The 19,558-nt window shown below is 72.0% G+C and carries 24 protein-coding genes; 8 read left to right on the forward strand and 16 right to left on the reverse strand.

Annotated features, from left to right (window positions below; all coding sequences use genetic code 11):
- Positions 1-26: 26 nt before the first annotated feature.
- Positions 27-626: an ABC transporter substrate-binding protein gene (locus tag ACFW22_RS23670; protein WP_386408024.1), complete on the reverse strand. Its 600-nt coding sequence runs from the start codon at positions 624-626 to the stop codon at positions 27-29.
- 140 nt (positions 627-766) lie between these two features.
- Here ACFW22_RS23670 and dtd point away from each other — a divergent pair, with 140 nt between their 5' ends.
- The gene (gene dtd / locus ACFW22_RS23675; protein ID WP_386408026.1) at positions 767-1,192 is read left to right on the forward strand and encodes a D-aminoacyl-tRNA deacylase; all 426 of its coding nucleotides are present in this window, start codon (positions 767-769) and stop codon (positions 1,190-1,192) included.
- Between the two features lie 18 nt (positions 1,193-1,210).
- On the opposite strand, the gene ACFW22_RS23680 is transcribed toward dtd, so the two are convergent.
- The 3 genes from ACFW22_RS23680 to ACFW22_RS23690 form a co-directional block, all read right to left on the reverse strand.
- The gene (locus tag ACFW22_RS23680; RefSeq protein WP_386408028.1) at positions 1,211-2,176 is read right to left on the reverse strand and encodes a YgfZ/GcvT domain-containing protein; all 966 of its coding nucleotides are present in this window, start codon (positions 2,174-2,176) and stop codon (positions 1,211-1,213) included.
- A gap of 9 nt (positions 2,177-2,185) precedes the next feature.
- Positions 2,186-2,632, reverse strand: coding sequence for a Fur family transcriptional regulator (locus ACFW22_RS23685; RefSeq protein ID WP_386408030.1), 447 nt, complete (start codon positions 2,630-2,632; stop codon positions 2,186-2,188).
- 170 nt (positions 2,633-2,802) lie between these two features.
- Complete coding sequence (locus tag ACFW22_RS23690) at positions 2,803-3,375, reverse strand: FABP family protein (RefSeq protein WP_386408032.1); 573 nt, start codon at positions 3,373-3,375, stop codon at positions 2,803-2,805.
- Positions 3,376-4,188: 813 nt separating this feature from the next.
- Between ACFW22_RS23690 and ACFW22_RS23695 the strand changes: the two genes are divergently transcribed.
- Positions 4,189-4,845, forward strand: a complete 657-nt coding sequence (locus ACFW22_RS23695) for a hypothetical protein (RefSeq protein WP_386408034.1) — start codon at positions 4,189-4,191, stop codon at positions 4,843-4,845.
- Between the two features lie 179 nt (positions 4,846-5,024).
- On the opposite strand, the gene ACFW22_RS23700 is transcribed toward ACFW22_RS23695, so the two are convergent.
- The 4 genes from ACFW22_RS23700 to ACFW22_RS23715 all read right to left on the reverse strand — a co-directional run bounded on the left by ACFW22_RS23700 (position 5,025) and on the right by ACFW22_RS23715 (position 8,180).
- Positions 5,025-5,264: a hypothetical protein gene (locus tag ACFW22_RS23700; RefSeq protein ID WP_386408036.1), complete on the reverse strand. Its 240-nt coding sequence runs from the start codon at positions 5,262-5,264 to the stop codon at positions 5,025-5,027.
- Positions 5,265-5,530: 266 nt separating this feature from the next.
- On the reverse strand, positions 5,531-6,451 hold the full coding sequence (locus tag ACFW22_RS23705; RefSeq protein ID WP_386408038.1) for a hypothetical protein: 921 nt from the start codon (positions 6,449-6,451) through the stop codon (positions 5,531-5,533).
- The gene (locus tag ACFW22_RS23710; RefSeq protein WP_386408040.1) at positions 6,448-7,296 is read right to left on the reverse strand and encodes a hypothetical protein; all 849 of its coding nucleotides are present in this window, start codon (positions 7,294-7,296) and stop codon (positions 6,448-6,450) included. The genes ACFW22_RS23705 and ACFW22_RS23710 overlap by 4 nt, the downstream gene beginning before the upstream one ends.
- Before the next feature lie 17 nt (positions 7,297-7,313).
- Positions 7,314-8,180, reverse strand: coding sequence for a hypothetical protein (locus ACFW22_RS23715; RefSeq protein ID WP_386408042.1), 867 nt, complete (start codon positions 8,178-8,180; stop codon positions 7,314-7,316).
- A gap of 103 nt (positions 8,181-8,283) precedes the next feature.
- Between ACFW22_RS23715 and ACFW22_RS23720 the strand changes: the two genes are divergently transcribed.
- Entirely contained in the window at positions 8,284-8,646 is a 363-nt protein-coding gene (locus ACFW22_RS23720; protein WP_386408044.1) for a DsrE family protein, read from the forward strand.
- 68 nt (positions 8,647-8,714) lie between these two features.
- On the opposite strand, the gene ACFW22_RS23725 is transcribed toward ACFW22_RS23720, so the two are convergent.
- From ACFW22_RS23725 to ACFW22_RS23760, 8 genes are all read right to left on the reverse strand, one after another.
- Positions 8,715-8,978 carry a DUF3099 domain-containing protein gene (locus ACFW22_RS23725; protein ID WP_384878439.1) on the reverse strand — a complete coding sequence of 88 codons (264 nt, stop codon included), beginning with the start codon at positions 8,976-8,978 and terminating at the stop codon, positions 8,715-8,717.
- 250 nt (positions 8,979-9,228) lie between these two features.
- A complete protein-coding gene (locus ACFW22_RS23730; RefSeq protein ID WP_046908577.1) occupies positions 9,229-9,516 on the reverse strand; it encodes a DUF1416 domain-containing protein in 288 nt (95 codons plus the stop codon).
- Positions 9,517-9,570: 54 nt separating this feature from the next.
- Entirely contained in the window at positions 9,571-10,410 is an 840-nt protein-coding gene (locus ACFW22_RS23735) for a sulfurtransferase (RefSeq protein WP_386408047.1), read from the reverse strand.
- 166 nt (positions 10,411-10,576) lie between these two features.
- The gene (locus tag ACFW22_RS23740; protein ID WP_350497993.1) at positions 10,577-10,657 is read right to left on the reverse strand and encodes a putative leader peptide; all 81 of its coding nucleotides are present in this window, start codon (positions 10,655-10,657) and stop codon (positions 10,577-10,579) included.
- Positions 10,658-10,852: 195 nt separating this feature from the next.
- Positions 10,853-11,545 (reverse strand): DUF2993 domain-containing protein, encoded by a 693-nt coding sequence (locus tag ACFW22_RS23745; protein WP_386408049.1) that lies wholly within the window; start codon positions 11,543-11,545, stop codon positions 10,853-10,855.
- A gap of 92 nt (positions 11,546-11,637) precedes the next feature.
- Positions 11,638-12,927 carry a hypothetical protein gene (locus tag ACFW22_RS23750; RefSeq protein WP_386408051.1) on the reverse strand — a complete coding sequence of 430 codons (1,290 nt, stop codon included), beginning with the start codon at positions 12,925-12,927 and terminating at the stop codon, positions 11,638-11,640.
- An 11-nt stretch (positions 12,928-12,938) separates the two neighbouring features.
- The gene (locus ACFW22_RS23755; protein WP_386408053.1) at positions 12,939-13,193 is read right to left on the reverse strand and encodes a MoaD/ThiS family protein; all 255 of its coding nucleotides are present in this window, start codon (positions 13,191-13,193) and stop codon (positions 12,939-12,941) included.
- Positions 13,194-13,238: 45 nt separating this feature from the next.
- Positions 13,239-14,054: an alpha/beta hydrolase gene (locus ACFW22_RS23760; protein WP_386408055.1), complete on the reverse strand. Its 816-nt coding sequence runs from the start codon at positions 14,052-14,054 to the stop codon at positions 13,239-13,241.
- A 258-nt stretch (positions 14,055-14,312) separates the two neighbouring features.
- On the opposite strand from ACFW22_RS23760, the gene ACFW22_RS23765 reads away from it, so the two are divergent.
- The 5 genes from ACFW22_RS23765 to ACFW22_RS23785 all read left to right on the forward strand — a co-directional run bounded on the left by ACFW22_RS23765 (position 14,313) and on the right by ACFW22_RS23785 (position 19,523).
- Positions 14,313-15,122, forward strand: a complete 810-nt coding sequence (locus tag ACFW22_RS23765) for a response regulator transcription factor (RefSeq protein WP_386408057.1) — start codon at positions 14,313-14,315, stop codon at positions 15,120-15,122.
- A 24-nt stretch (positions 15,123-15,146) separates the two neighbouring features.
- Positions 15,147-16,172, forward strand: a complete 1,026-nt coding sequence (locus tag ACFW22_RS23770; RefSeq protein ID WP_386408059.1) for a LacI family DNA-binding transcriptional regulator — start codon at positions 15,147-15,149, stop codon at positions 16,170-16,172.
- A gap of 131 nt (positions 16,173-16,303) precedes the next feature.
- On the forward strand, positions 16,304-17,371 hold the full coding sequence (locus ACFW22_RS23775; RefSeq protein WP_386408061.1) for a S1C family serine protease: 1,068 nt from the start codon (positions 16,304-16,306) through the stop codon (positions 17,369-17,371).
- A 32-nt stretch (positions 17,372-17,403) separates the two neighbouring features.
- A complete protein-coding gene (locus tag ACFW22_RS23780) occupies positions 17,404-18,132 on the forward strand; it encodes a response regulator transcription factor (RefSeq protein WP_386408063.1) in 729 nt (242 codons plus the stop codon).
- Positions 18,129-19,523: a sensor histidine kinase gene (locus tag ACFW22_RS23785; protein ID WP_386408065.1), complete on the forward strand. Its 1,395-nt coding sequence runs from the start codon at positions 18,129-18,131 to the stop codon at positions 19,521-19,523. The genes ACFW22_RS23780 and ACFW22_RS23785 overlap by 4 nt, the downstream gene beginning before the upstream one ends.
- The last annotated feature ends 35 nt before the right edge of the window (positions 19,524-19,558 follow it).

A 19,558-nucleotide genomic window follows, 5' to 3' on the forward strand; every position in this document is an offset into this window, starting at 1 on the left:
CCGGGTTTCCCCGCGGCCCACGCGCCTCAGGCCAGCAGGTCGTCGACCTGGGCCTCGCCCTCTCGGTAGCGGCGGGCGATCTCCGCGCTGCAGTCGTCGGCGGTCCGCTGGAGGTGCTGGCGGCGCCGCGAGACCTGCTGCTCGTACCCCGCGAGCCGGCCCATCGCCGCGTGCAGCTCCTCGTCGGTCCGGGCCGTGAGGTCCGACAGCTCGACCTCCGACAGCATCTCGGTCGCGAGCCGCCGGTACTCCTCGCCGCGCGGCGTCGACAGCGTGACGTGCCGGGCCGAGCTGCGCTGCCGCGAGGGCACGTCGGCGAGGATCTCGGAGAGCCGGTCGAGGACCGGGGCCTCCGGATCGGTCCGCCGCGCCAGCTCGGCCCGCAGGATGTCGATCCGGCCCTGCAGCATCCGCCGCACGTAGCTCAGGTCGGCCTCGTCGCTCTGGGCGTCCCGCCGGAGCGCGCGCAGCTCGGGCAGCCGCAGCGCGCCGAGCTCCGGCCGGGCCCGGTCCGGCAGGTCTGGTTCGGCGGTCCGCTGCACGGGCGGGCGTGCGACGGAGGAACCACCGACTCGTGTCAGTGGTACGGGGCCGGGCGGCGTCGGCCCGGTGCCAGGTGCACTCATGAGTATTCGTCCCCTCGACCGGTGCGGAGCCGCACCGCCTGACACGCATGGTGCCATTCCTGCACGTGCGCGTGCAGGCGCTCTGCACCCGTTCGGCCCCTCGTCCTCCGGAGCGCGATCCGCTGGATAGGTTGGTGGGCATGCGAGCAGTGGTGCAGAGGGTCGACGGCGCGAGCGTCGTCGTCGCAGGGGAGACCGTCGGTGAGATCACCGGCGAGGGCTTGTGCGTGCTGGTCGGGGTGACCCATGAGGACACCCCGGAGAAGGCCGCCCAATTGGCCAGAAAGCTCTGGTCCGTCCGGGTACTGGACGGCGAGAAGTCGTGCTCCGACGTGCAGGCGCCGCTGCTCGTGATCTCCCAGTTCACCCTCTACGGAGACGCCCGCAAGGGGCGCCGCCCCACCTGGAACGCCGCCGCCCCGGGCCCGGTCGCCGAGCCCCTCGTCGACGAGGTGGTGCGCTGCCTCCGCGAGCTGGGCGCACGGGTGGAGACGGGCCGCTTCGGAGCGGACATGCGCGTCTCGCTCACGAACCACGGCCCGTTCACGGTGCTGCTGGAGGTGTGAGTCCCGGCCGGCCGGGACTCAGGGCTCGACGACGGTCTCCTGGGCGGCTGCCGTCGTCCCGGCGACCAGCGGGGCGTCCACCGGTACGTTCCGCTTCACCAGGGCCAGGGCGATCGGTCCCAGCTCGTGGTGGCGGACGGCGGTCGTCACGAAGCCGAGCTGTCGCCCCTCGGGCCCGTCCGAGGCCAGCCGCAGCGGCGTCCCGTGGGCGGGCAGCAGCACCTCGCTGCCGTCGAGGTGCAGGAAGACCAGGCGGCGCGGCGGCTTCCCCAGGTTCTGCACCCGGGCGACGGTCTCCTGTCCCCGGTAGCAGCCCTTCTGGAGGTGGACGGCGCTGCCGATGAGGCCGATCTCGTGCGGGATGGTCCGGTGGTCGGTCTCGAAGCCGAGCCGCGGTCGGTGCCCCTCGACGCGCAGCGCCTCGTACGCGAGGAGCCCGGCGGCCGGCCCGTACGAGGAGGCGAAGGACTCCAGGTCGGCGCGCGGCAGGAAAAGGTCGCGGCCGTGCGGGGTCTCCCGGACGACGACCCCCTCGGGGGCCTCGCCGATGGAGCCGGCCGGAAGGTGCACGACCGCGATGTCCTCCGTCCGGTCGACGACCTCCACCCGGTAGAAGAACTTCATCGACTCCAGGTACCCGAGGAGCTCCTCGCGGGTGCCCGGCTCGACGTGCATCCACACCGTCTCGCCGTCGTCGACGAGGTACAGGGCGTGCTCGATGTGCCCGTTGGCGGAGAGGATCAGGGCCTCGGTCGCCCGCCCGGGCGGCAGCTCGGTCATGTGCTGGGTGACGAGCAGGTGCAACCAGCTCAGCCGGTCGTCGCCGGAGACGGTCAGCACTCCCCGGTGCGAGAGGTCGACGAAGCCGTCGCCCTCGGAGAGGGCGCGCTGCTCGCGGAACAGGTCGCCGTAGTGGGCGGCGACGCCTTCGTCGCGGCCTTCGGCGGGCACGGCGCCGGGCAGGGACAGCAGAGGGCTCTTCATGGGAAAAGCCTACGACTCGGCGGCGGCGGCCTTCCCGGCACACTCCCCGCACTGCCCGAAGATCGCGAAGTGCTTCATGTCCGTCACGAACCCGAAGGTCGCACGGAGCTTCCCGGTGAACTCGGCGGCCACCTCGACGTCCGCCTCGATCACCTCGGAGCAGTCCCGGCAGACCAGGTGGAGGTGGTGGTGCCGGTCCGCGAGGTGATAGGTCGGGGCCCCGTGCCCCAGATGGGCGTGGCTCACGAGCCCGAGCTCCTCCAGGAGCTCCAGGGTCCGGTAGACGGTGGAGATGTTCACCCCCGAGGCCGTCTTGCGGACCTCGCAGAGGATGTCGTCCGGAGTCGCGTGCTCCAGCGTGTCCACGGCCTCCAGGACGAGCTGCCGCTGCGGCGTCAGCCGGTAGCCGCGACGCCGCAGATCGCTCTTCCAGTCGGTGCTCTCGGTGCTCACCACGCCCTCCAGTGTAGGAGCGGCGGCCCCGTGCCGGGGTAGCCGTTCGATCACGGGTCCGAACCGCCGGTGACGCGCTGCCTTCCGCGGGACGGCGTCCCACGGCGCCGGGCCCGTCGATCGACGGGCCCGGAGCGAGCGTGCGGGGCCGCCGGGTCGGGCGGCCGTCGGTCCTAGCGGAAGAAGGCGATGCCGTCGTCCGGCATGTCGGGCAGGTTGCGGGCCATCTCCGCGACCTCCTCCGGCGTGACGACCTTCTTCAGGTGCGCCGACATGTAGGGGCGGAGCGGGACCTCGGGGGTCGCCTTCTCGCCCACCCACATCAGGTCGCTCTTCACGTAGCCGTAGAGCCGCTTGCCACCGCTGTACGGGCCCGAGGCGGCGGTGCGGGCGACGGCGTCCGTCGCCAGGTCGATCTGCGGCTTCTGGTCGGCGAGCTCGCCGTACCAGATCTCCACGATGCCCTGGTCACGGACCATGACGACCTCGACCTTGCGGTCCTTGTCGATCCGCCAGTAGCCGCTCTCGCTCTCCAGCGGACGGACCTGGTTGCCGTCGTTGTCGAGGACCCACGCGTGCGAGTGGTACTCGATGAAGTCGCGGCCGTCGTGGCTGAAGGTCACGGACTGGCCGAAGTTGCACTTCTCGGCGCCGGGGAAGTCGGAGACGCCGGCGCCCTCCCACGTACCGAGCAGGAACGCGAGGGGGACGAGGTCCGGATTGAGGTCGGACGGGATCTCGATCATGAGCAGCTCTGGCGTTCTGTAGTGGTGGTTACCGCTGGCCCTGGTACAGCTTCTTCACGGTCAGACCGGCGAAGGCGAGCACGCCGACGCAGACCAGGACCAGGAGGGTTTCGAAGAAAACGATCACGGGGTGCTCCTCGACTGAGCGGTGAAGGCGGAACGGGCCGGACCCCAGCTTAGTGGGCGGGGGTCCGGCCCACCCCGTGAGGTGGGTCTCGCGGGGTGCGGGCGGCCCGTCGGCGGGACCCGTCGGCTAGCTCCGGACGACGAAGCGGGGTGCGTGGTCCGCGTCCGCCGGGCAGGTGAAGGCGTTCATCGAGCCCCCAGCGGCCCGCGGTGATGTGCGTCGGGACGTTCGCGTCCGTCTCCCCAGCGGTCGCCCGGTCCTCCCACGGGATCCAGGTGCGACTGCCGTTGTCCCACTCCCGGCTCGCGACCGTCAGGAGCAGCTCCCCCGCACGGCCGCAGTCCTCGCACTCCACCGGCACCGGGTCCCCGGCCCAGGGGGGCGAACCCGCCCACCTTCCGGCCGGGAGCGACCGACAGGTCCGACCCGTGCAGGAAGGAGTCCTCGTCCTGCTCCGCCTCGGTGCGGTTGTCGTACCGCCTGCGGTGCGCCGCGAGCTCCGGGAACAGCGCTTCGACGTCGACCGGTCGGGGTGGCGTAGTGCAGGTCATGGAGCTCCTCAAACAGCCCGGGCGCAACAGGCCAGTACCCAAAACCGCGCCGCGCGGGAGCGTGAGGGCGCCGCCCTCCGTCCTACCTGACGTACTGACCACCGTCAGAGCCCCACACAGCGGAGGAACACCCCCATGCCGAAGGACCCGGCCCCCACGACCTCGCTCGCCAAGAACACCGACGGCGACCAGCACGGCTCCCCCGAGGACCCCACCCGCGACAACACCCACGGTGATGCCGGTGCCGACGCGCACGAGGGCGAGGAGACCGGGGCGAAGCCCGCCGTCGAGCACGTCGTGGAGGACGAGCTGTTCGGCGCGCTGACCGTGCGGCTGGATGTCGAGCGGGGCGAGGTCACCGTGTCGGGCGAGCGGGTGCCGCGGGTCGAACTGCGGCGGGCCGAGGGGACGGAAGGCAAGGACCACGTGCCGGTCGGCACCCGTGACGGCGCACTGCTCACCCTGACCGTCGACGGCGCGGACGCAGTAATCGACCCCGCCAAGGGCCGGCTGACCCGACGCTCCTACCGCGTCGACGTACGGTGTGCGGAGCGCTCGTGGCGCCTGGTGCCCGACTCCCTCCCGGGCAGCCGGCTGATCCGGTCCGGGGCGCGCCTCGGGGAGTTCTCCTCCGACGGCGACGGAAAGGTCCTGGTGGAGTGGCACGAGGACGCCGAGCCGGAGGCGCTGGACGCGGCCCTCGGCTATGCGCTGGCCGCCGCGTTCGGCACGGGCGCCCAGCCCCTGTGGATGACGGCGATCGAGATGATCGGCGACCTGCTGCCCGGCTGACCCGGCGTCGTCCTCGTACGGGTGCGGGTCGCCGTCCCGCACCGGGACCTGAGGTCGAGCTCGCGCACGGTACTGCTGGTGCGGGCCCTCACCGTGCGCTCCGCGATACCGGCGGCGGACGAATCGGCGGTTCTGCTCGCCCGCCGCAAGCAGCAGCAGGACCTCCCGCTCGCCGTCGGTCAGTTCCGGGTTCCCAGGACCTCCGCCGGGGACGGCGGGTGGTCCTGGGACTTGCCGTCGACCACCCACGACCCGTTCCACTCGATCCGCCAGACGTCCCCGTGACGGTTCTCGTACTCCACGAAGCTGCCGGGCGCACCCTCCAGGAGCTCCAACTCCCTGAGCAGCACGTCCGGGGTGGTGAAACCACGGAGGTCGCCTTCGCTGCCGCCGCGGGTCCTCGTGTTGTCGTACTTCATCCTCAGGCCAGGCAGGCAGCCCTTTCCCCTCTCGCGACTGGCCCGGTCCATCGCCCAGAGACTGCGCGAGATCACCGAACGACTGCTGCCCGCAGGACGGTTGCGTTCCAACCCGCGCGTGATCAAACGCAAGATGTCCCACTGGGCACTCAAACGAGTCGAGCACCACAGCCCTCCAGGGCCACACGCCCCGGCGGTCCGTCTGGTCGCGCCGACCAGAGCCACCTCGACCAGACGGAAAACGACCTAAATTATCGGTATTGGGCCTAGCCGAGCAGCTGTGCCTGGAGCGCGACCGTCTGCTGGAACGGCACGGTGAGCGTCCCGCCCTTCCGGGTCTGGGTGACCACCGCGACGGTGTCCCCGGCCTGGACGTAGGCCCAGCGCGTCTGCTCGGGGCCGTACGGTTCCTGCTCCGCATAGGCGTACACGGAGGTGCCCGGCACCCTGATGTCCTTCACGGACATGTCGACCCTCGCCGACTCGACCCCGAACGGCATCCCACCGCTCTGCGAGATCTTGAACATGGCTTCGTCCCTGAACGCCTCGGAGAACGCCACGGACGAGAACCGCAACAGGTCGATCCGGGTGGTCGTCCCGTCGGGCGTGGTCCAGCCGCGGGCGGCGACGTGCCGGAGCGTCGAGTCGGCCAGGTGCTCCTTCACCTTGCCCCGGTCCTTCTCCGTCAGGAGGGCGAGGTAGGAGTCGAGGGGGACCCAGCCGCCCTTCAGCTCGGGGTCGACCGTGGCTCCGTTCGGGGCGGGCAGCAGGAGCTTCCGCAGGTCGGCGTGGTGGATCTCGCCGTCGTTCCCGTCGGTGAACGGCCGCAGGGCGTCCTCGGGCAGTGCCGGAAGCGAGAGCCTCGGGTACTCCCAGCGCCCGTCGGGCTCGGTCCCGAGCCCCGGCACCTCGGTGCGTTCCAGGGCGGTGATCCCCAGGGCCGTACCGGCCCCGACGCCGCCGCAGACGAGCACGGCGGCGGTCCAGCGGAGGATTCCCCAGAGCAAGGGTCGCCGCGACTTCTTCGCCTTCTCGGGCACGACGGCCTCGGACGCCACGGCCTCGGGCACGACGGCCTCGGACGCCACGGCCTCGGACGCCACGGCCTCGGTCGCCACGGCCTCGGTCGCCGGCCCTTCCTGCGGCAGGGCCGGGCTCTCGGGCCGGTCCTGGATCTGCTCGGTCATACGTACTCCCCCGGAGACTCGATGTGTTCGAGCTGCTTCTTCAGCAGGTCCGCCACGCGCGCCTCGTCGAACGGCTTGGCACCCGCTGCCGTGACCGTGACGAGGACCTCGGAGTCGTACGCGAGGCAGATCATCTGCTCCAGCTCGGCCTCCTGTTCCTTCTTGCTCAACGAATCGTCCGCGGGCGCGACGTAGCAGGCCGCGTTCCGGTGGTCCTTCACCACGGGGCCCTTGGGGAACTTCAGGAAGTCCATGACCTCCTTGCGGATCCGGTAGCTGTCCTTGATCTGCTTCTTGTCCTTCATGCGCGCGAGCTGGAGGGTGACGACGAGGTCGTCGGCCCGGTCGGCGAAGGTGCGGACCCCGAGGCCCTGGAGACCGAGCGCGTCGACCTCCTTCTCGAACGTGCGGCGCTTCTTGCCGGAGAGGCCCTCGCCGGCCTGCTTCATCAGTGCGGTGGCCTCCGCGGGGCCGAGCTCGCCGTCGTTCCCGTACAGCTCCTCGTCGGGGCCGAGCTCGAACCCGTCCGGCAGCGGCAGCAGGAGCTTGCCCAGCGGCGTTCCGGCCCTGCCCCGCACCGAGGCGGCGGCCGGATCCTTGCCCGGTGCGTCCTCCTCGTCCTCGGCCCACACCTCGGTCGGAGCGGTGCGGTCGGCGGAGGAGACGGTGACCGCGGTGTAGGTGATGCCACCGCCGATGAGGCCGAGGGCCACCGCGGAGGGCAGGACCACCCGGAGCAGCACCCGCCGGAGACCTCGCTTGGCCCCGGTTCCGGCCACTGGGGCGGGATCGGGCGTGGCTTCGGTCACGGGCTCGGGCGTGGTTTCGGTCACGGGCTCGGTCACGTCGTTGCGGTCCTCACTCACAGGCGCTCCAGCTGTCGCTCGGCCAGCGAGCGGATCTCCTTCTCGGAGACCTTCTTCGTGTCGATCACGAAGATCGCGACCGCGATGTCACCGCGGTAGAAGTAGGCACGGGCTTCGTACAGGTCCAGGTAGCCGGCCTCCCGCTGCACGGGGAAGACGTAGTAGTGGCCGTTGGCCGAGCCCTTGAGGGGCTTGCCTGCGTTGCCCGCGTAGTCGTCGTCCGGCATGTAGTGCCGCTGGCTCTCGATGTACTCCTCCGCGCCCAGGACGTCGTTGGCGCGGTACTGGATGAGCCGGACGGCGGTCTGCTTGTGCGCGCCCGTCGTCCAGGAAGCGGTTGCGATCCGCCGCACGCCCAGGTCCAGCTGGTGGTCGAGGGCCTTGTCCGGCCGGTTGAACCCCTCGGCGAACCGGCTCACCGACATCCAGCCGTCGCGGGCCACGTGCTCGTTCTTCTTCGCTCCTGCCGGCACCGGCAGCAGGAGCTTCCGGATGTCGCCCCGGGCCTTCGTCTGGCGGTCCTCCGCGGCCGGGAGCGCGGCGGGCCGCTGCCCCTTGGGCAGCGACTCGGCCGGGTAGGCGAGGCCCTGCTGGTTCAACGCCGGCAGCGGGGTCGGTTCGCGCTCGGCCTGGATGCCGTAGCCGACGGCGGTGCCGCCGACGAGGCCGATGACGGCGGCGACGGCGATCAAACCGGCGGTGCGCAGGACCCGGGAGCCCGGTCGACGGACCGGAGCCACCGCTTCCGAAGCAACGTCCGAAGCCGGTGCCGAGGACGGCTCCGACTCCGGCGGCGGCGCCTGCTCCGACGACGGCTCCGGCGGCGGCGCGTCCGTGTCCTGGATGGTTTCTTCCTTGCTCAAGCGTCCCCCCACGAGACCCGAAGCACGGATTCCGTTACCCGTGCACAGAGCTGACACGGAAGGGACGGCCGAGGTTGCACGGCTCCGCATTACAGTTCGGTGTATGCCGAAGAAGCTCGTGATCAAGGTGACCGCGGGGGCCGATGCCCCCGAACGCTGCTCCCAGGCCTTCACCGTGGCCGCCGTCGCGGTCGCCAGCGGCGTCGAGGTCTCGCTCTGGCTGACCGGCGAGTCCTCCTGGTTCGCCCTCCCGGGCCGGGCGGCGGAGTTCGAGCTCCCGCACGCCGCACCGCTGCCGGACCTGATCGACTCGATCCTGGCGGCCGGGCGCGTCACGCTCTGCACCCAGTGCGCCGCCCGTCGCGAGATCACGGAGAAGGACGTCCTGGACGGCGTCCGCATCGCCGGCGCACAGGTCTTCGTCCAGGAGGCGATGGCCGACGGAACGCAGGCCCTGGTCTACTGAGGTCGGCTCGCTCCCGGCCCCGCTTCGGGAGGTCCCGGCCCCGCTTCGGGAGGTCCGGGACTGGGCCCTCAGGGCTCCCGGCGCTTCTTGCCGTCGAGCTCGTCCCACCACTCGTCCGACTGGGGGTCCCCGGAGGGGTCGTCCCACCAGCGGTCCTCGGGGCCCCGACGGTTCGCGACCATCGCGGCGACCGGCGGAATGACCATGGCGACGACGCACATGCCGATGGCGACCGGCATCGAGAAGAGCCGCACGACGGCCCAGGCGCCCACGAAGAGAAGCAGGCAGGCGCCCATCATCCAGAAGTAGACGCGCCGGCGTCGTGCGTACACGCCTCCAGCGTACGACCGGGCGCGGCGCCCGTCACCGGTGCGGCGTCCCGGAACCGGGGCGCGGACGGCAAAGACCGGAGGGCCGTGCCTCAGGTCCTGGTTCAGGCGTCCAACCCCCCAGGAGGCACGGCCCTCCGGCCGTTCGGTGGGGCTCCGCAACCGCGCCGCCTCCCTGAGCAGGAGGCGCGCCGGGCGGCGCGAAGCCCGTGGGGCGCCCCCGGCACCGGGCGGTGCGGGGGCGCATCGGCGATCAGACCGCGATCGCGACCTCGGCCAGGCCGCCCTTCTGGGCCACGACCTGGCGGTCGGCGGTGCCGCCGGGGACCAGGGCGCGGACGGTCCAGGTGCCCTCGGCCGCGTAGAAGCGGAACTGGCCGGTGGCGGAGGTCGGGACCTCGGCCGTGAACTCGCCGGTCGAGTCCAGGAGGCGGACGTAACCGGTGACGGGCTGGCCGTCCTTGGTCACGAAGCCCTGGATGGTGGTCTCACCGGGCTTGATCGTCGAGGCGTCGGGGCCGCCGGGCTGCGCTCCACACATGTCGTTCTGTCCTTACGGTCGAGGGGTCCGGAGAAGGGGGAGGGTCCGGAGGGGTTACTTGTTGGCGCCGAGCTCGATCGGCACGCCGACGAGGGAGCCGTACTCGGTCCAGGAGCCGTCGTAGTTCTTGACGTTCGGGACCTCGAGGAGCTCGTGCAGGACGAACCAGGTGAGCGCGGAGCGCTCGCCGATGCGGCAGTAGGCGATGGTGTCCTTCGCCAGGTCGACCTGCTCGGCCTCGTAGAGGGCCTTGAGCTCGTCGTCCGACTTGAAGGTGCCGTCGTCGTTGGCGTTCTTCGACCACGGGATGTTGCGGGCGCTCGGCACGTGGCCGGGACGCTGCGACTGCTCCTGCGGGAGGTGCGCCGGGGCGAGCAGCTTGCCGGAGAACTCGTCGGGCGAGCGGACGTCGACCAGGTTCTGGGCGCCGATCGCGGCCACGACGTCGTCGCGGAAGGCACGGATCGAGGCGTCCTGGGCCTTGGCCTGGTACGCGGTGGCGGGGCGGCTGGGCACCTCGGCGACGAGGTCGCGGGAGTCGAGCTCCCACTTCTTGCGACCGCCGTCGAGGAGCTTGACGTCCTGGTGGCCGTAGAGCTTGAAGTACCAGTAGGCGTAGGAGGCGAACCAGTTGTTGTTGCCGCCGTAGAGGACGACCGTGGTGTCGTTCGCGATGCCCTTGGCCGAGAGGAGCTTCTCGAAGCCCTCCTGGTCGATGAAGTCGCGGCGGACCGGGTCCTGGAGGTCCTTGGTCCAGTCGATCCGGATGGCGTTGCGGATGTGGTTCTTCTCGTAGGCCGAGGTGTCCTCGTCGACCTCGACGATGGCGACCTGCGGGTTGTCGAGGTTGGCCTCGACCCAGTCCGCGTCGACCAGGACGTCGCTGCGAGCCATGCTGTTCTCCTCCGGGGCAGTGTGCGGGGGCGTGCTGCGGTGGTGCGGGGTGCGTGCGGTGCGGTACGCGTCGTCGCGTGCGTACGGACAGGGGGTACGGCTGCACGGGGCGGCCCCGACCGGTTTCGGTCGACGGGCCTGAGGAATACGGGAGTGGGAGTCCCGCTCAGACTGAACGACAGAGCATGGCGGCGACGCGGCACAGGTCTACTGCCCGCCGCTTCGTGAGATCCGCCTGTCGCTTCATGCCTACGATCGTAGGGACGGACAGGCGGCCGTGTCACCGGCGTGTCGTATTTTGAGACGCGATCATCCGAGATGCGAGACGCGATCACGTCGCGGAGCGGCTCCGCACGCCCCCGCACCGAGGTTTGCGCTGCACCTTCTACGGATCGGACGACCCCGTCTCAACATGTGGCCACGGGGGTCATTTCCGGCCCCGTCAGCCGGCCAGGACGACGTCCTTGCCGCTCAGGATGACGGCCAGGCCCTCCGGGCGCGGTTCGACCTTCTCGACCTTCATGCCGGCGATCATGCCGATCGGCCGCTCGAAGTCGGTGCGGGCGCGCACCAGCTCCTCCAGGCCCGGAATGCCGCCGCCCGGCACCTCGTCGGCCCGGACCCGGATGGTGTCGCCGTTCACCGCGGTCACCGTGGACAGGACCGTGCGGGTCAGGGTGCGGCCCAGGACCGTCACGCTGCCGGTGACCTTCACCTTGCCGTTCTCGCCGTAGGCGACGGTCGCGCCCCGCTCCGAGGCGGCGGTGAGGTCCGCGTAGGAGATCAGGGCGGTGCCGTTCGCGGAGCCGGCGCGCGCACCCGCCCAGTCGCCGGTGACGGTCACGTCCCGCAGGGCCACGGTCAGTTCGCCGACCCGGACCTGCCGGTCGCCCGCCGTCGCCTTCACCCCGGTCGCCCGCACCTCGACCTCGTCGAACCGCTTGTCCGCGACCTGGGTGAGGAACGGGAAGCCCTTGATGTCGACGTCGATCGAGTCGGTCCGGGCGTCCCCGGCCGAGAGGTTCACCCGGCTGGCCGCCTCCGACTCGGCGTACGACACGGCCAGCCGGTCGATCCCGACGAAGACACCGCCCAGCACGATGGCCAGGATCAGCAGAATCCGCAGTGCTCGCATGGGTTGTGTCCCCCCGTAGACGGTTCCGGCCCCCCGACACGAAGATCGACGTGTCGGGGGGCCGGTTGGTTCCCGCGCCGGGGCACCACGGGTCAGACCAGGGCCCGTCCCAGCAGGTAGACCGCGGGGGCGGCGGCGGTCAGCGGCAGGGCGACGCCCGCGGTCATGTGGACGAAGCGCGACGGGTAGTCGTAGCTGGCCGCCCTCAGGCCCACCAGCGCGCACACCCCGACGCCGAGTCCGAGCAGGGCCCCGGAGGCACCCAGGTCGGTGAGCCCGCCGACCGCGATCCCGGACCCCGTCGCAGCGAGCAGGGCGACGACCCAGGAGACCGCCCCGGGCAGTGGCAGCGCCCGCGCGAACACGGTCGCGGCGACCGCGACCCCGCCGACGACCACCGCGTCCGGGGCGGCGCCGAGGTGTCCGGCGGCGACGACGGTCAGCGCGGCGGAGGCGACGGTGGCCATCAGGCCGTACATCCGCTCGTCCGGATCGGCGTGGCTGCGCAGCTGGAGGACGAGGCAGAACAGCACCCAGACGCCGAGCGTGCCCAGGATCGCGGCGGCGGCGTGCTCCCGGCCCGTGCCGAGGATCGCGGCATCGGCGACCAGACCGCCGAGGAAGGCGAGCGCGATGCCCTGCCGGGCGGGCCACATGCCGTTGAGCCGGAACCAGCCGGCCGCGGTGAGGCCCTGGAGCAGGACCAGCGGGACGAGGAGCCCGTAGGAACCGAGGGCGGCGCCACCGGCGAGCAGCAGGCCGAGGACGGCCGTGAGGGCGGCGGGCTGCATGCCGGGCTCTATCACCGGCGAGCGGCCCTCGGCGCGGGCGCGCTGGGCATCGGTGATGCGGGTGTTCCCCGAAGTGGTGGGCGAGGAGTAGGCGGGTCCCCCGCCCTCCCCGGGCACGGCCGGGGAGGCGGCGCCCGGGGAGGCGGCGCCCGGGGAGGCGGCGGCCGGGGCGAAGGGTTCGGCCGTGGGCTCCGCGTAGTACGCAGCAGCCCCACCGTTCCCGTGCGTCCCGTAGGCCCCCGGCATTTCCTGAGCCCCGTGCGTCCCGTACGCCCCGGACACCTCCTGAGCCCCGTGCGCCCCGTACGCCCCGGACACATCCTGAGCCCCGTGCACCCCGTACGCCCCGGGCATTCCCTGGGTCCCGTGCGTCGCGGGGGTCTGCGGCGGCAGGTACGCCGTATTGGCGTCCCCGCCCCCGTACGGCGGAGCGGCAGGGGGCTGCTGGGCCGGCCGTTGGACCATGGGCTGGTACGTGGTGTCCCAGGTCTGGCCCTCCCAGGTCTGGGTGGCGTCGACGGCGGGCTGCTGCCCGTTCGCATCGGCGTACGGGTCGTACGGCTGGCCGCCGTGGTACTGGTCGTTGCTCATTGCTCTGGGGTTCACCCTCCTGCGAACGGGGGGAGCACCTCGACCGTGCCGCCCTCGGCAAGCCGTACCGTCTCATGGCTCCGGGTCCCGACGGGGTCGCCGTCGACCAGGAACGAGCAGCGCTTGAGGACCCGGGCGAGCTCGCCCGGGTGCGTCGCGCGGACCGCGTCGAGCGCCTCGGCCAGGGTCCCGGCGGCGTACGGCTCCTCGGCGACACCGGCGGCGGCCTTGGCCGCGGCCCAGTAGCGGATGGTTCCCGCTGCCATAGCGGCACTCCCTTCGTTCGTGTGCGCGCCGCCCCCCATGATGGGCTATGCGCGCAGGAGCCAGTCCCGGAGGCGGGCGAGCAGCTCCCCGTCGGCCGCGTCCTCGGCGTGCCCCATGCCCCGCTCCAGCCAGAGTTCGGCGTCGCCCGCCGCGGCCAGCGCGCGCGGGTGGTCCAGCGGGAAGTAGGCGTCCCGGTCTCCGTGGACGATCAGCAGCGGGGTCGGCGCGATGAGCGGCACCGCCCGCACCGGGGGGAGCGGCACCGGGTCCCAGGGCCGCCGCTCGATCCTGGTGCCGAAGCCGTAGCGGCCCACGAGCCGGCCCGCCGGTCGGGTGACCAGCCAGTGGACGCGGCGCATGGGGGCCGTCCCCCGGTAGTACCAGCGGGCGGGCGCGGACACGGAGGCCACCGCGTCCGTGCGCCCCCCGGTCCCCCGCTCCAGGGCCGCGTGGCGCAGGACCACGGAGCCGCCCATGGAGAAGCCGACCGTCACCACGCGCGGGTGGCCGAGCTCACGCGCCCAGCGGACGGCGGCCGACAGGTCGAGGACCTCCCGGTCCCCGACCGTGGACCGTCCGCCGGAGCCCCCGTGCCCGCGGAAGGAGAAGGTGACCACGGCTGCGCGCTCCGCGAGGATCCGGGCGGCGCGCCGGACGGCGGGCCGGTCGACCGCCCCGGTGAAGCCGTGGGCGAGGACGACGGCCGTCCCGGTGTCAGCCGTCGCGCAGGGCTCGTAGACCGCCTCGATCCGGACGCCGTCCTCGGTGCGCACCATTGCGCGCCGTGTCACGGACCGGTGGACGGAAGTGAGCGAGGAAACATCCAGGATGTGAAATCGACCCTCTCCCTCTGAACGCATGTGGGCTATTCTGCTTGCCAGAGGATCCGGGCAACGCAGCCCCCGGGTCCTTTTGTGTTTTCCAACCGTTGTTACGGCTGGATGAACAAAAGCTCTCAGGGCGCGAGAGCCACACGTGAGCACACGTAGACGTCCTCGCAGGGACCGAGGAGGAACCGACGTCATGGACGAGCGAACGACGACGCACGACGGACCGATGACCCCGGCAGGGGGGCGCCCCCTGCCGCAGCGGTGCCCGGGGCGCGCGGGAGGGCGGCGATGAGCTCTCTGCTGCTCCTGACGAACGCACTCCAGCCGTCGACCGAGGTGCTTCCGGCACTCGGCCTGCTGCTGCACAACGTCCGGGTCGCCCCGGCCGAGGGCCCCGCCCTCGTGGACACCCCCGGCGCGGACGTGATCCTCGTCGACGGCCGGCGCGACCTCCCGCAGGTGCGCTCGCTCTGCCAGCTGCTGCGCTCCACCGGGCCGGGCTGTCCGCTGATCCTCGTCGTCACGGAGGGCGGCCTCGCCGCCGTCACCGCGGACTGGGGCATCGACGACGTCCTCCTCGACACCGCGGGCCCCGCCGAGGTCGAAGCCCGGCTGCGGCTCGCCATGGGCCGGCAACAGATCGTCTCCGACGACTCCCCGATGGAGATCCGCAACGGCGACCTCTCGGTCGACGAGGCGACGTACAGCGCGAAGCTCAAGGGCCGGGTCCTGGACCTGACCTTCAAGGAGTTCGAGCTGCTCAAGTACCTGGCCCAGCATCCGGGCCGGGTCTTCACGCGCGCCCAGCTGCTCCAGGAGGTCTGGGGGTACGACTACTTCGGCGGCACCCGCACGGTGGACGTCCACGTGCGGCGGCTGCGGGCCAAGCTGGGGCCGGAGCACGAGTCCCTGATCGGCACCGTCAGGAACGTCGGCTACCGCTTCGTCACCCCCGAGAAGGTCGAGCGGGCGGCGGAGGAGGCCCGCGCCAAGGAGGAGGCCCGCGCGGGCTCGCGCGTCAAGGAAAACGCGGAGGTCCTCACCCCCTCGGAGGACAAGAACGTGGCGGATGCCACAGTGCGACCTGCCGGTAGGTAGGTCCCCCCGCGTAGACTTCCGCGCGTGGCCAAGGTGACGCGGGATGACGTAGCTCGACTGGCAGGTACTTCTACCGCGGTCGTGAGCTACGTCATCAACAACGGACCCAGGCCGGTCGCCCCGGCCACGCGCGAGCGTGTCCTCGCCGCCATCAAGGAGCTGGGCTACCGGCCCGACCGGGTGGCCCAGGCGATGGCCTCGCGGCGGACCGACCTCATAGGCATGATCGTCCCGGACGCGCGGCAGCCGTTCTTCGCCGAGATGGCACACGCCGTCGAGCAGGCGGCGGCCGAGCGCGGGAAGATGGTCCTCGTCGGCAACTCCGACTACCGGACCGAGCGCGAGGTCCACTACCTGCGGGCCTTCCTCGGCATGCGGGTCTCCGGTCTGATCCTCGTCAGCCAGGGCATGAGCGAGCAGGCCGCCAGCGAGATCGAGGCGTGGGACGCGCGGGTGGTGCTGCTGCACGAGCGTCCCGAGGCGATCGACGACGTGGCCGTCGTCACGGACGACATCGGCGGCGCCCAGCTCGCCACCCGGCACCTGTTGGAGCACGGCCACCCCTATGTGGCGTGCCTCGGCGGCATCCCCAACACCCCGGCCGTCGGCGACCCGGTCGCCGACCACGTCGAGGGCTGGCGGCGCGCCATGCAGGAAGCGGGCCGCTCGACCGAGGGACGGCTCTTCGAGGCACCGTACAACCGGTACGACGCCTACCAGGTCGCGCTCAAGCTGCTCGCCGGGCCCGACCGGCCGCCGGCCATCTTCTGCTCCACCGACGACCAGGCCTTCGGCGTGCTGCGGGCCGCCCGCGAACTGCGCATCGAGGTGCCGACGGAGCTGGCGGTCGCGGGCTTCGACGACGTGAAGGAGGCGGCGCTCACCGATCCGCCGCTGACCACGATCTCCTCGGACCGCCCCGCGATGGCCCGTGCGGCCGTGGACCTGGTCCTGGACGACTCGATCCGGGTGGCGGGCTCCCGCCGCGAGCGCGTGAAGCTCTTCCCCTCGGCCCTGGTCGTCCGCAGTTCCTGCGGCTGCCGGGCGTAGCGGACCCGAGGCGCTCACCGCCCGCCGAACGGCACCGCACCCCTCGTCCTTATACGGGACATACGGGGTTCTGTCGGGCTTCTCAGCCGCTCCTCAGGCGGCTCTCATGAACGGCTCCGAGAGTCTTAGCCATGACGGACTTCCACGAGCAGCAGCCGCAGCAGCCGTACTACCCGCCGAGGCCGCCGTACGAGCCGACGCGGCCGATCACCACCGAGCCGGGCACGACCGTCTGGCCCTCGGGCGGCCACGTGCCGCCGCCGGTGGACCCGCCGCTCGCCGCCGCCGCCCCGTCCCCGTCCCCTTCCCCCCGCCGCCGCGCCAAGCGCGGGGTCGGCCTGATGGCGGCCGTCGCCATCGCCGCCGCCGCGGTCGGCGGCGGCACCGCGACGCTGCTCCAGCACCTCACCTCCGACGCCCCCGTCAGCGCCGCCTCGCCCGTCGTGAACGGCACCACGGTGTCCACCGGCAACAAGGGCAGCGTCGCCGGGGTCGCCGAGGCGGTCTCCCCCTCCATCGTGGAGATCTCCGCGAGCTCCACCTCCGGCAGCTCCACCGGATCGGGCGTGATCATCACCTCCGACGGCGAGGTCATCACCAACAACCACGTGGTCTCCGGCGCCTCCTCGATCACCGTGCAGCTCAGCGACGGCACGTCCTACCGGGCCGAGGTCATCGGCACCGACCCCGACAAGGACCTGGCCCTGATCAAGCTGAGGGACGCCTCGGGGCTCAAGGCCGCCACCCTCGGCGACTCCTCGAAGACCAGGGTCGGCGAGGAGGTCGTCGCGATCGGCTCCCCGGAGGGGCTGACCGGCACCGTCACCAGCGGCATCGTCTCCGCGCTCGACCGGGACGTGACGGTCGCCAAGGACGACGGCCAGGAGCAGCAGCAACAGCAGCAGTGGGACCCGCGACAGGGCTGGCCGTTCGAGTTCGGCGGACAACAGTTCAATGGCGACACCGGTTCGTCGAAGACCACGTACAAGGCGATCCAGACCGACGCCTCGCTCAATCCCGGAAATTCCGGCGGCGCCCTGATCAATATGAACGGGGAGATCATCGGAATCAATTCGGCCATGTATTCGCCCAGTTCTTCGAACGGTTCCACCGCCGGAAGCGTGGGGCTCGGATTCGCCATCCCCATCGACACCGTGAAGGCGGACCTGGACGGCCTCCGGTCGGGCAGCACCCGCTGAGCGGCACCCGGTCGACGTGCGACGCTGAGGCCATGACGGGACAGCAGAACGAAGCAGAGCGCATCCTCATCGTCGACGACGAGCCCGCCGTGCGGGAGGCCCTGCGCCGCAGCCTCGCCTTCGAGGGGTACGCGACGCGGGACGCCGTCGACGGGGTCGACGCGCTCGACGCCGTGGAGTCGTACGCCCCCGATCTGGTCGTCCTGGACGTGCAGATGCCCCGCATGGACGGGCTGACGGCGGCCCGCCGGATCAGGGCCGCCGGTTCGACCGTGCCGATCCTGATGCTCACCGCCCGCGACACCGTCGGCGACCGGGTCACCGGCCTCGACGCCGGCGCCGACGACTACCTGGTGAAGCCCTTCGAGCTGGACGAGCTGTTCGCCCGCATCCGGGCCCTGCTCCGCCGCAGCTCCTACGCCTCCGCATCGGCCGCCGCCCCCGTCGAGGACGACGTCCTGGCCTTCGAGGACCTCCGGATGAACCTGGCCACGCGCGAGGTGACCCGCGGCGGGCGGACCGTGGAGCTCACCCGCACCGAGTTCACGCTCCTGGAGATGTTCCTCGCACACCCGCGCCAGGTGCTGACCCGGGAGCAGATCCTGAAGGCCGTGTGGGGCTTCGACTTCGAGCCCAGTTCGAACTCGCTGGACGTGTACGTGATGTACCTGCGGCGCAAGACCGAGGCCGGCGGCGAACCGCGCCTCGTGCACACGGTCCGGGGCGTGGGCTATGCGCTGCGCGGAGGAGGCGGGGAGTGACGGGGCGCCTGAAGAACTGGTTCCGGTCGCGTCCGCTGCGCTCCCGGCTCGCCCTGCTCACCGCGGTCGCCGTGGCCGTGGCCGTGGCGGCCGTGTCGCTGGCCTGCTGGTTCGTGACGCGGGCCCAGTTGGAGAACGAACTGGACTCCTCGCTGCGCAGCACCCGTCTGGACCCGAACGGCGTGCAGAGCCTGCTCGCGATGTGCCGCCAGGGCACCACCCCGCCGCCGGTGGCGGGCTCGTACACCGTGCAGATCGTCCTGGGCAACGGCAGCGTGTGCACCTCCGGGAAGGCCGCGATCCCCGCCGGCCCCGGCGACCTCGCCGTGGCACGCGGCCGGCTGGAATCCGTCCTGCACACGGTGAAGGACGACGACGGGCGGGAGATGCGGGTCTACACCTACCCGCAGGAGGCCCCCCTCGCCCTGGCCGTCTCCGTCGCCCGGCCGCTCTCCGAGATCGACAACTCGATGTCCACGCTGCGCTGGGTGCTGCTCCTGGTCTCCGGGATCGGGGTCGTCTGCGCGGGCGCGGCCGGACTGTGGGTCGCGCGCACCGGCCTCGAACCGGTGAACCGGCTGACCGGAGCGGTCGAGCACGTCGCCGCGACCGAGGACCTGACCGTCCGCATCCCGGTGGAGGGCGAGGACGAGATCGCCCGTCTGTCGCGGTCCTTCAACGCGATGACGGCGGCGCTGGCGAGCTCCCGGGACCGGCAGGCCCAGCTCATCGCGGACGCGGGCCACGAGCTGCGGACGCCCCTCACCTCGCTCCGCACCAACGTCGAGTTGCTGGCGCGCAGCGAGCAGACGGGCCGGGCGCTGCCGCCGGAGGACCGGCGGGCGCTGATGGCCTCGGTGAAGGCGCAGATGACGGAGCTGGCCGCGCTGATCGGCGACCTCCAGGAACTGGCCCGCCCGGACGCCGTGCAAGCGGGCCGCCTCGAAGTGGTCCCGCTGCACGCGGTCCTGCGGACGGCCCTGGACCGGGCGCGGCTGCGCGGCCCCGAGCTCACCTTCGTGACGGACCTCGCGCCCTGGTACGTCCGGGCGGAAGCACCGGCCCTCGAACGGGCCCTGGTGAACGTCCTGGACAACGCGGTGAAGTTCTCGCCGCCCCGGGGCACGATCGAGGTGACCCTGATGCGGGGCGAACTGACGGTCCGCGACCAGGGACCGGGGATCGCCCCGGACGAGCTCCCGCACGTCTTCGACCGCTTCTGGCGGTCCCCGTCGGCCCGCAGCCTGCCCGGCTCGGGACTCGGCCTGTCGATCGTGGCGCGCACGGTCCAGCAGGCCGGCGGCACGGTGGCGCTCGCCCCCGCGGAGGGCGGCGGTACGGTGGCGACGCTCCGGCTGCCGGGGGCGCCGACGCCACCGCCGGAGCTGTGAGGAAACCCGGTCGACGGACGGGGCGCGGCACGGCC

It is taken from the genome of Streptomyces sp. NPDC058872 (genome assembly GCF_042743065.1).
Lineage (GTDB): Bacteria > Actinomycetota > Actinomycetes > Streptomycetales > Streptomycetaceae > Streptomyces.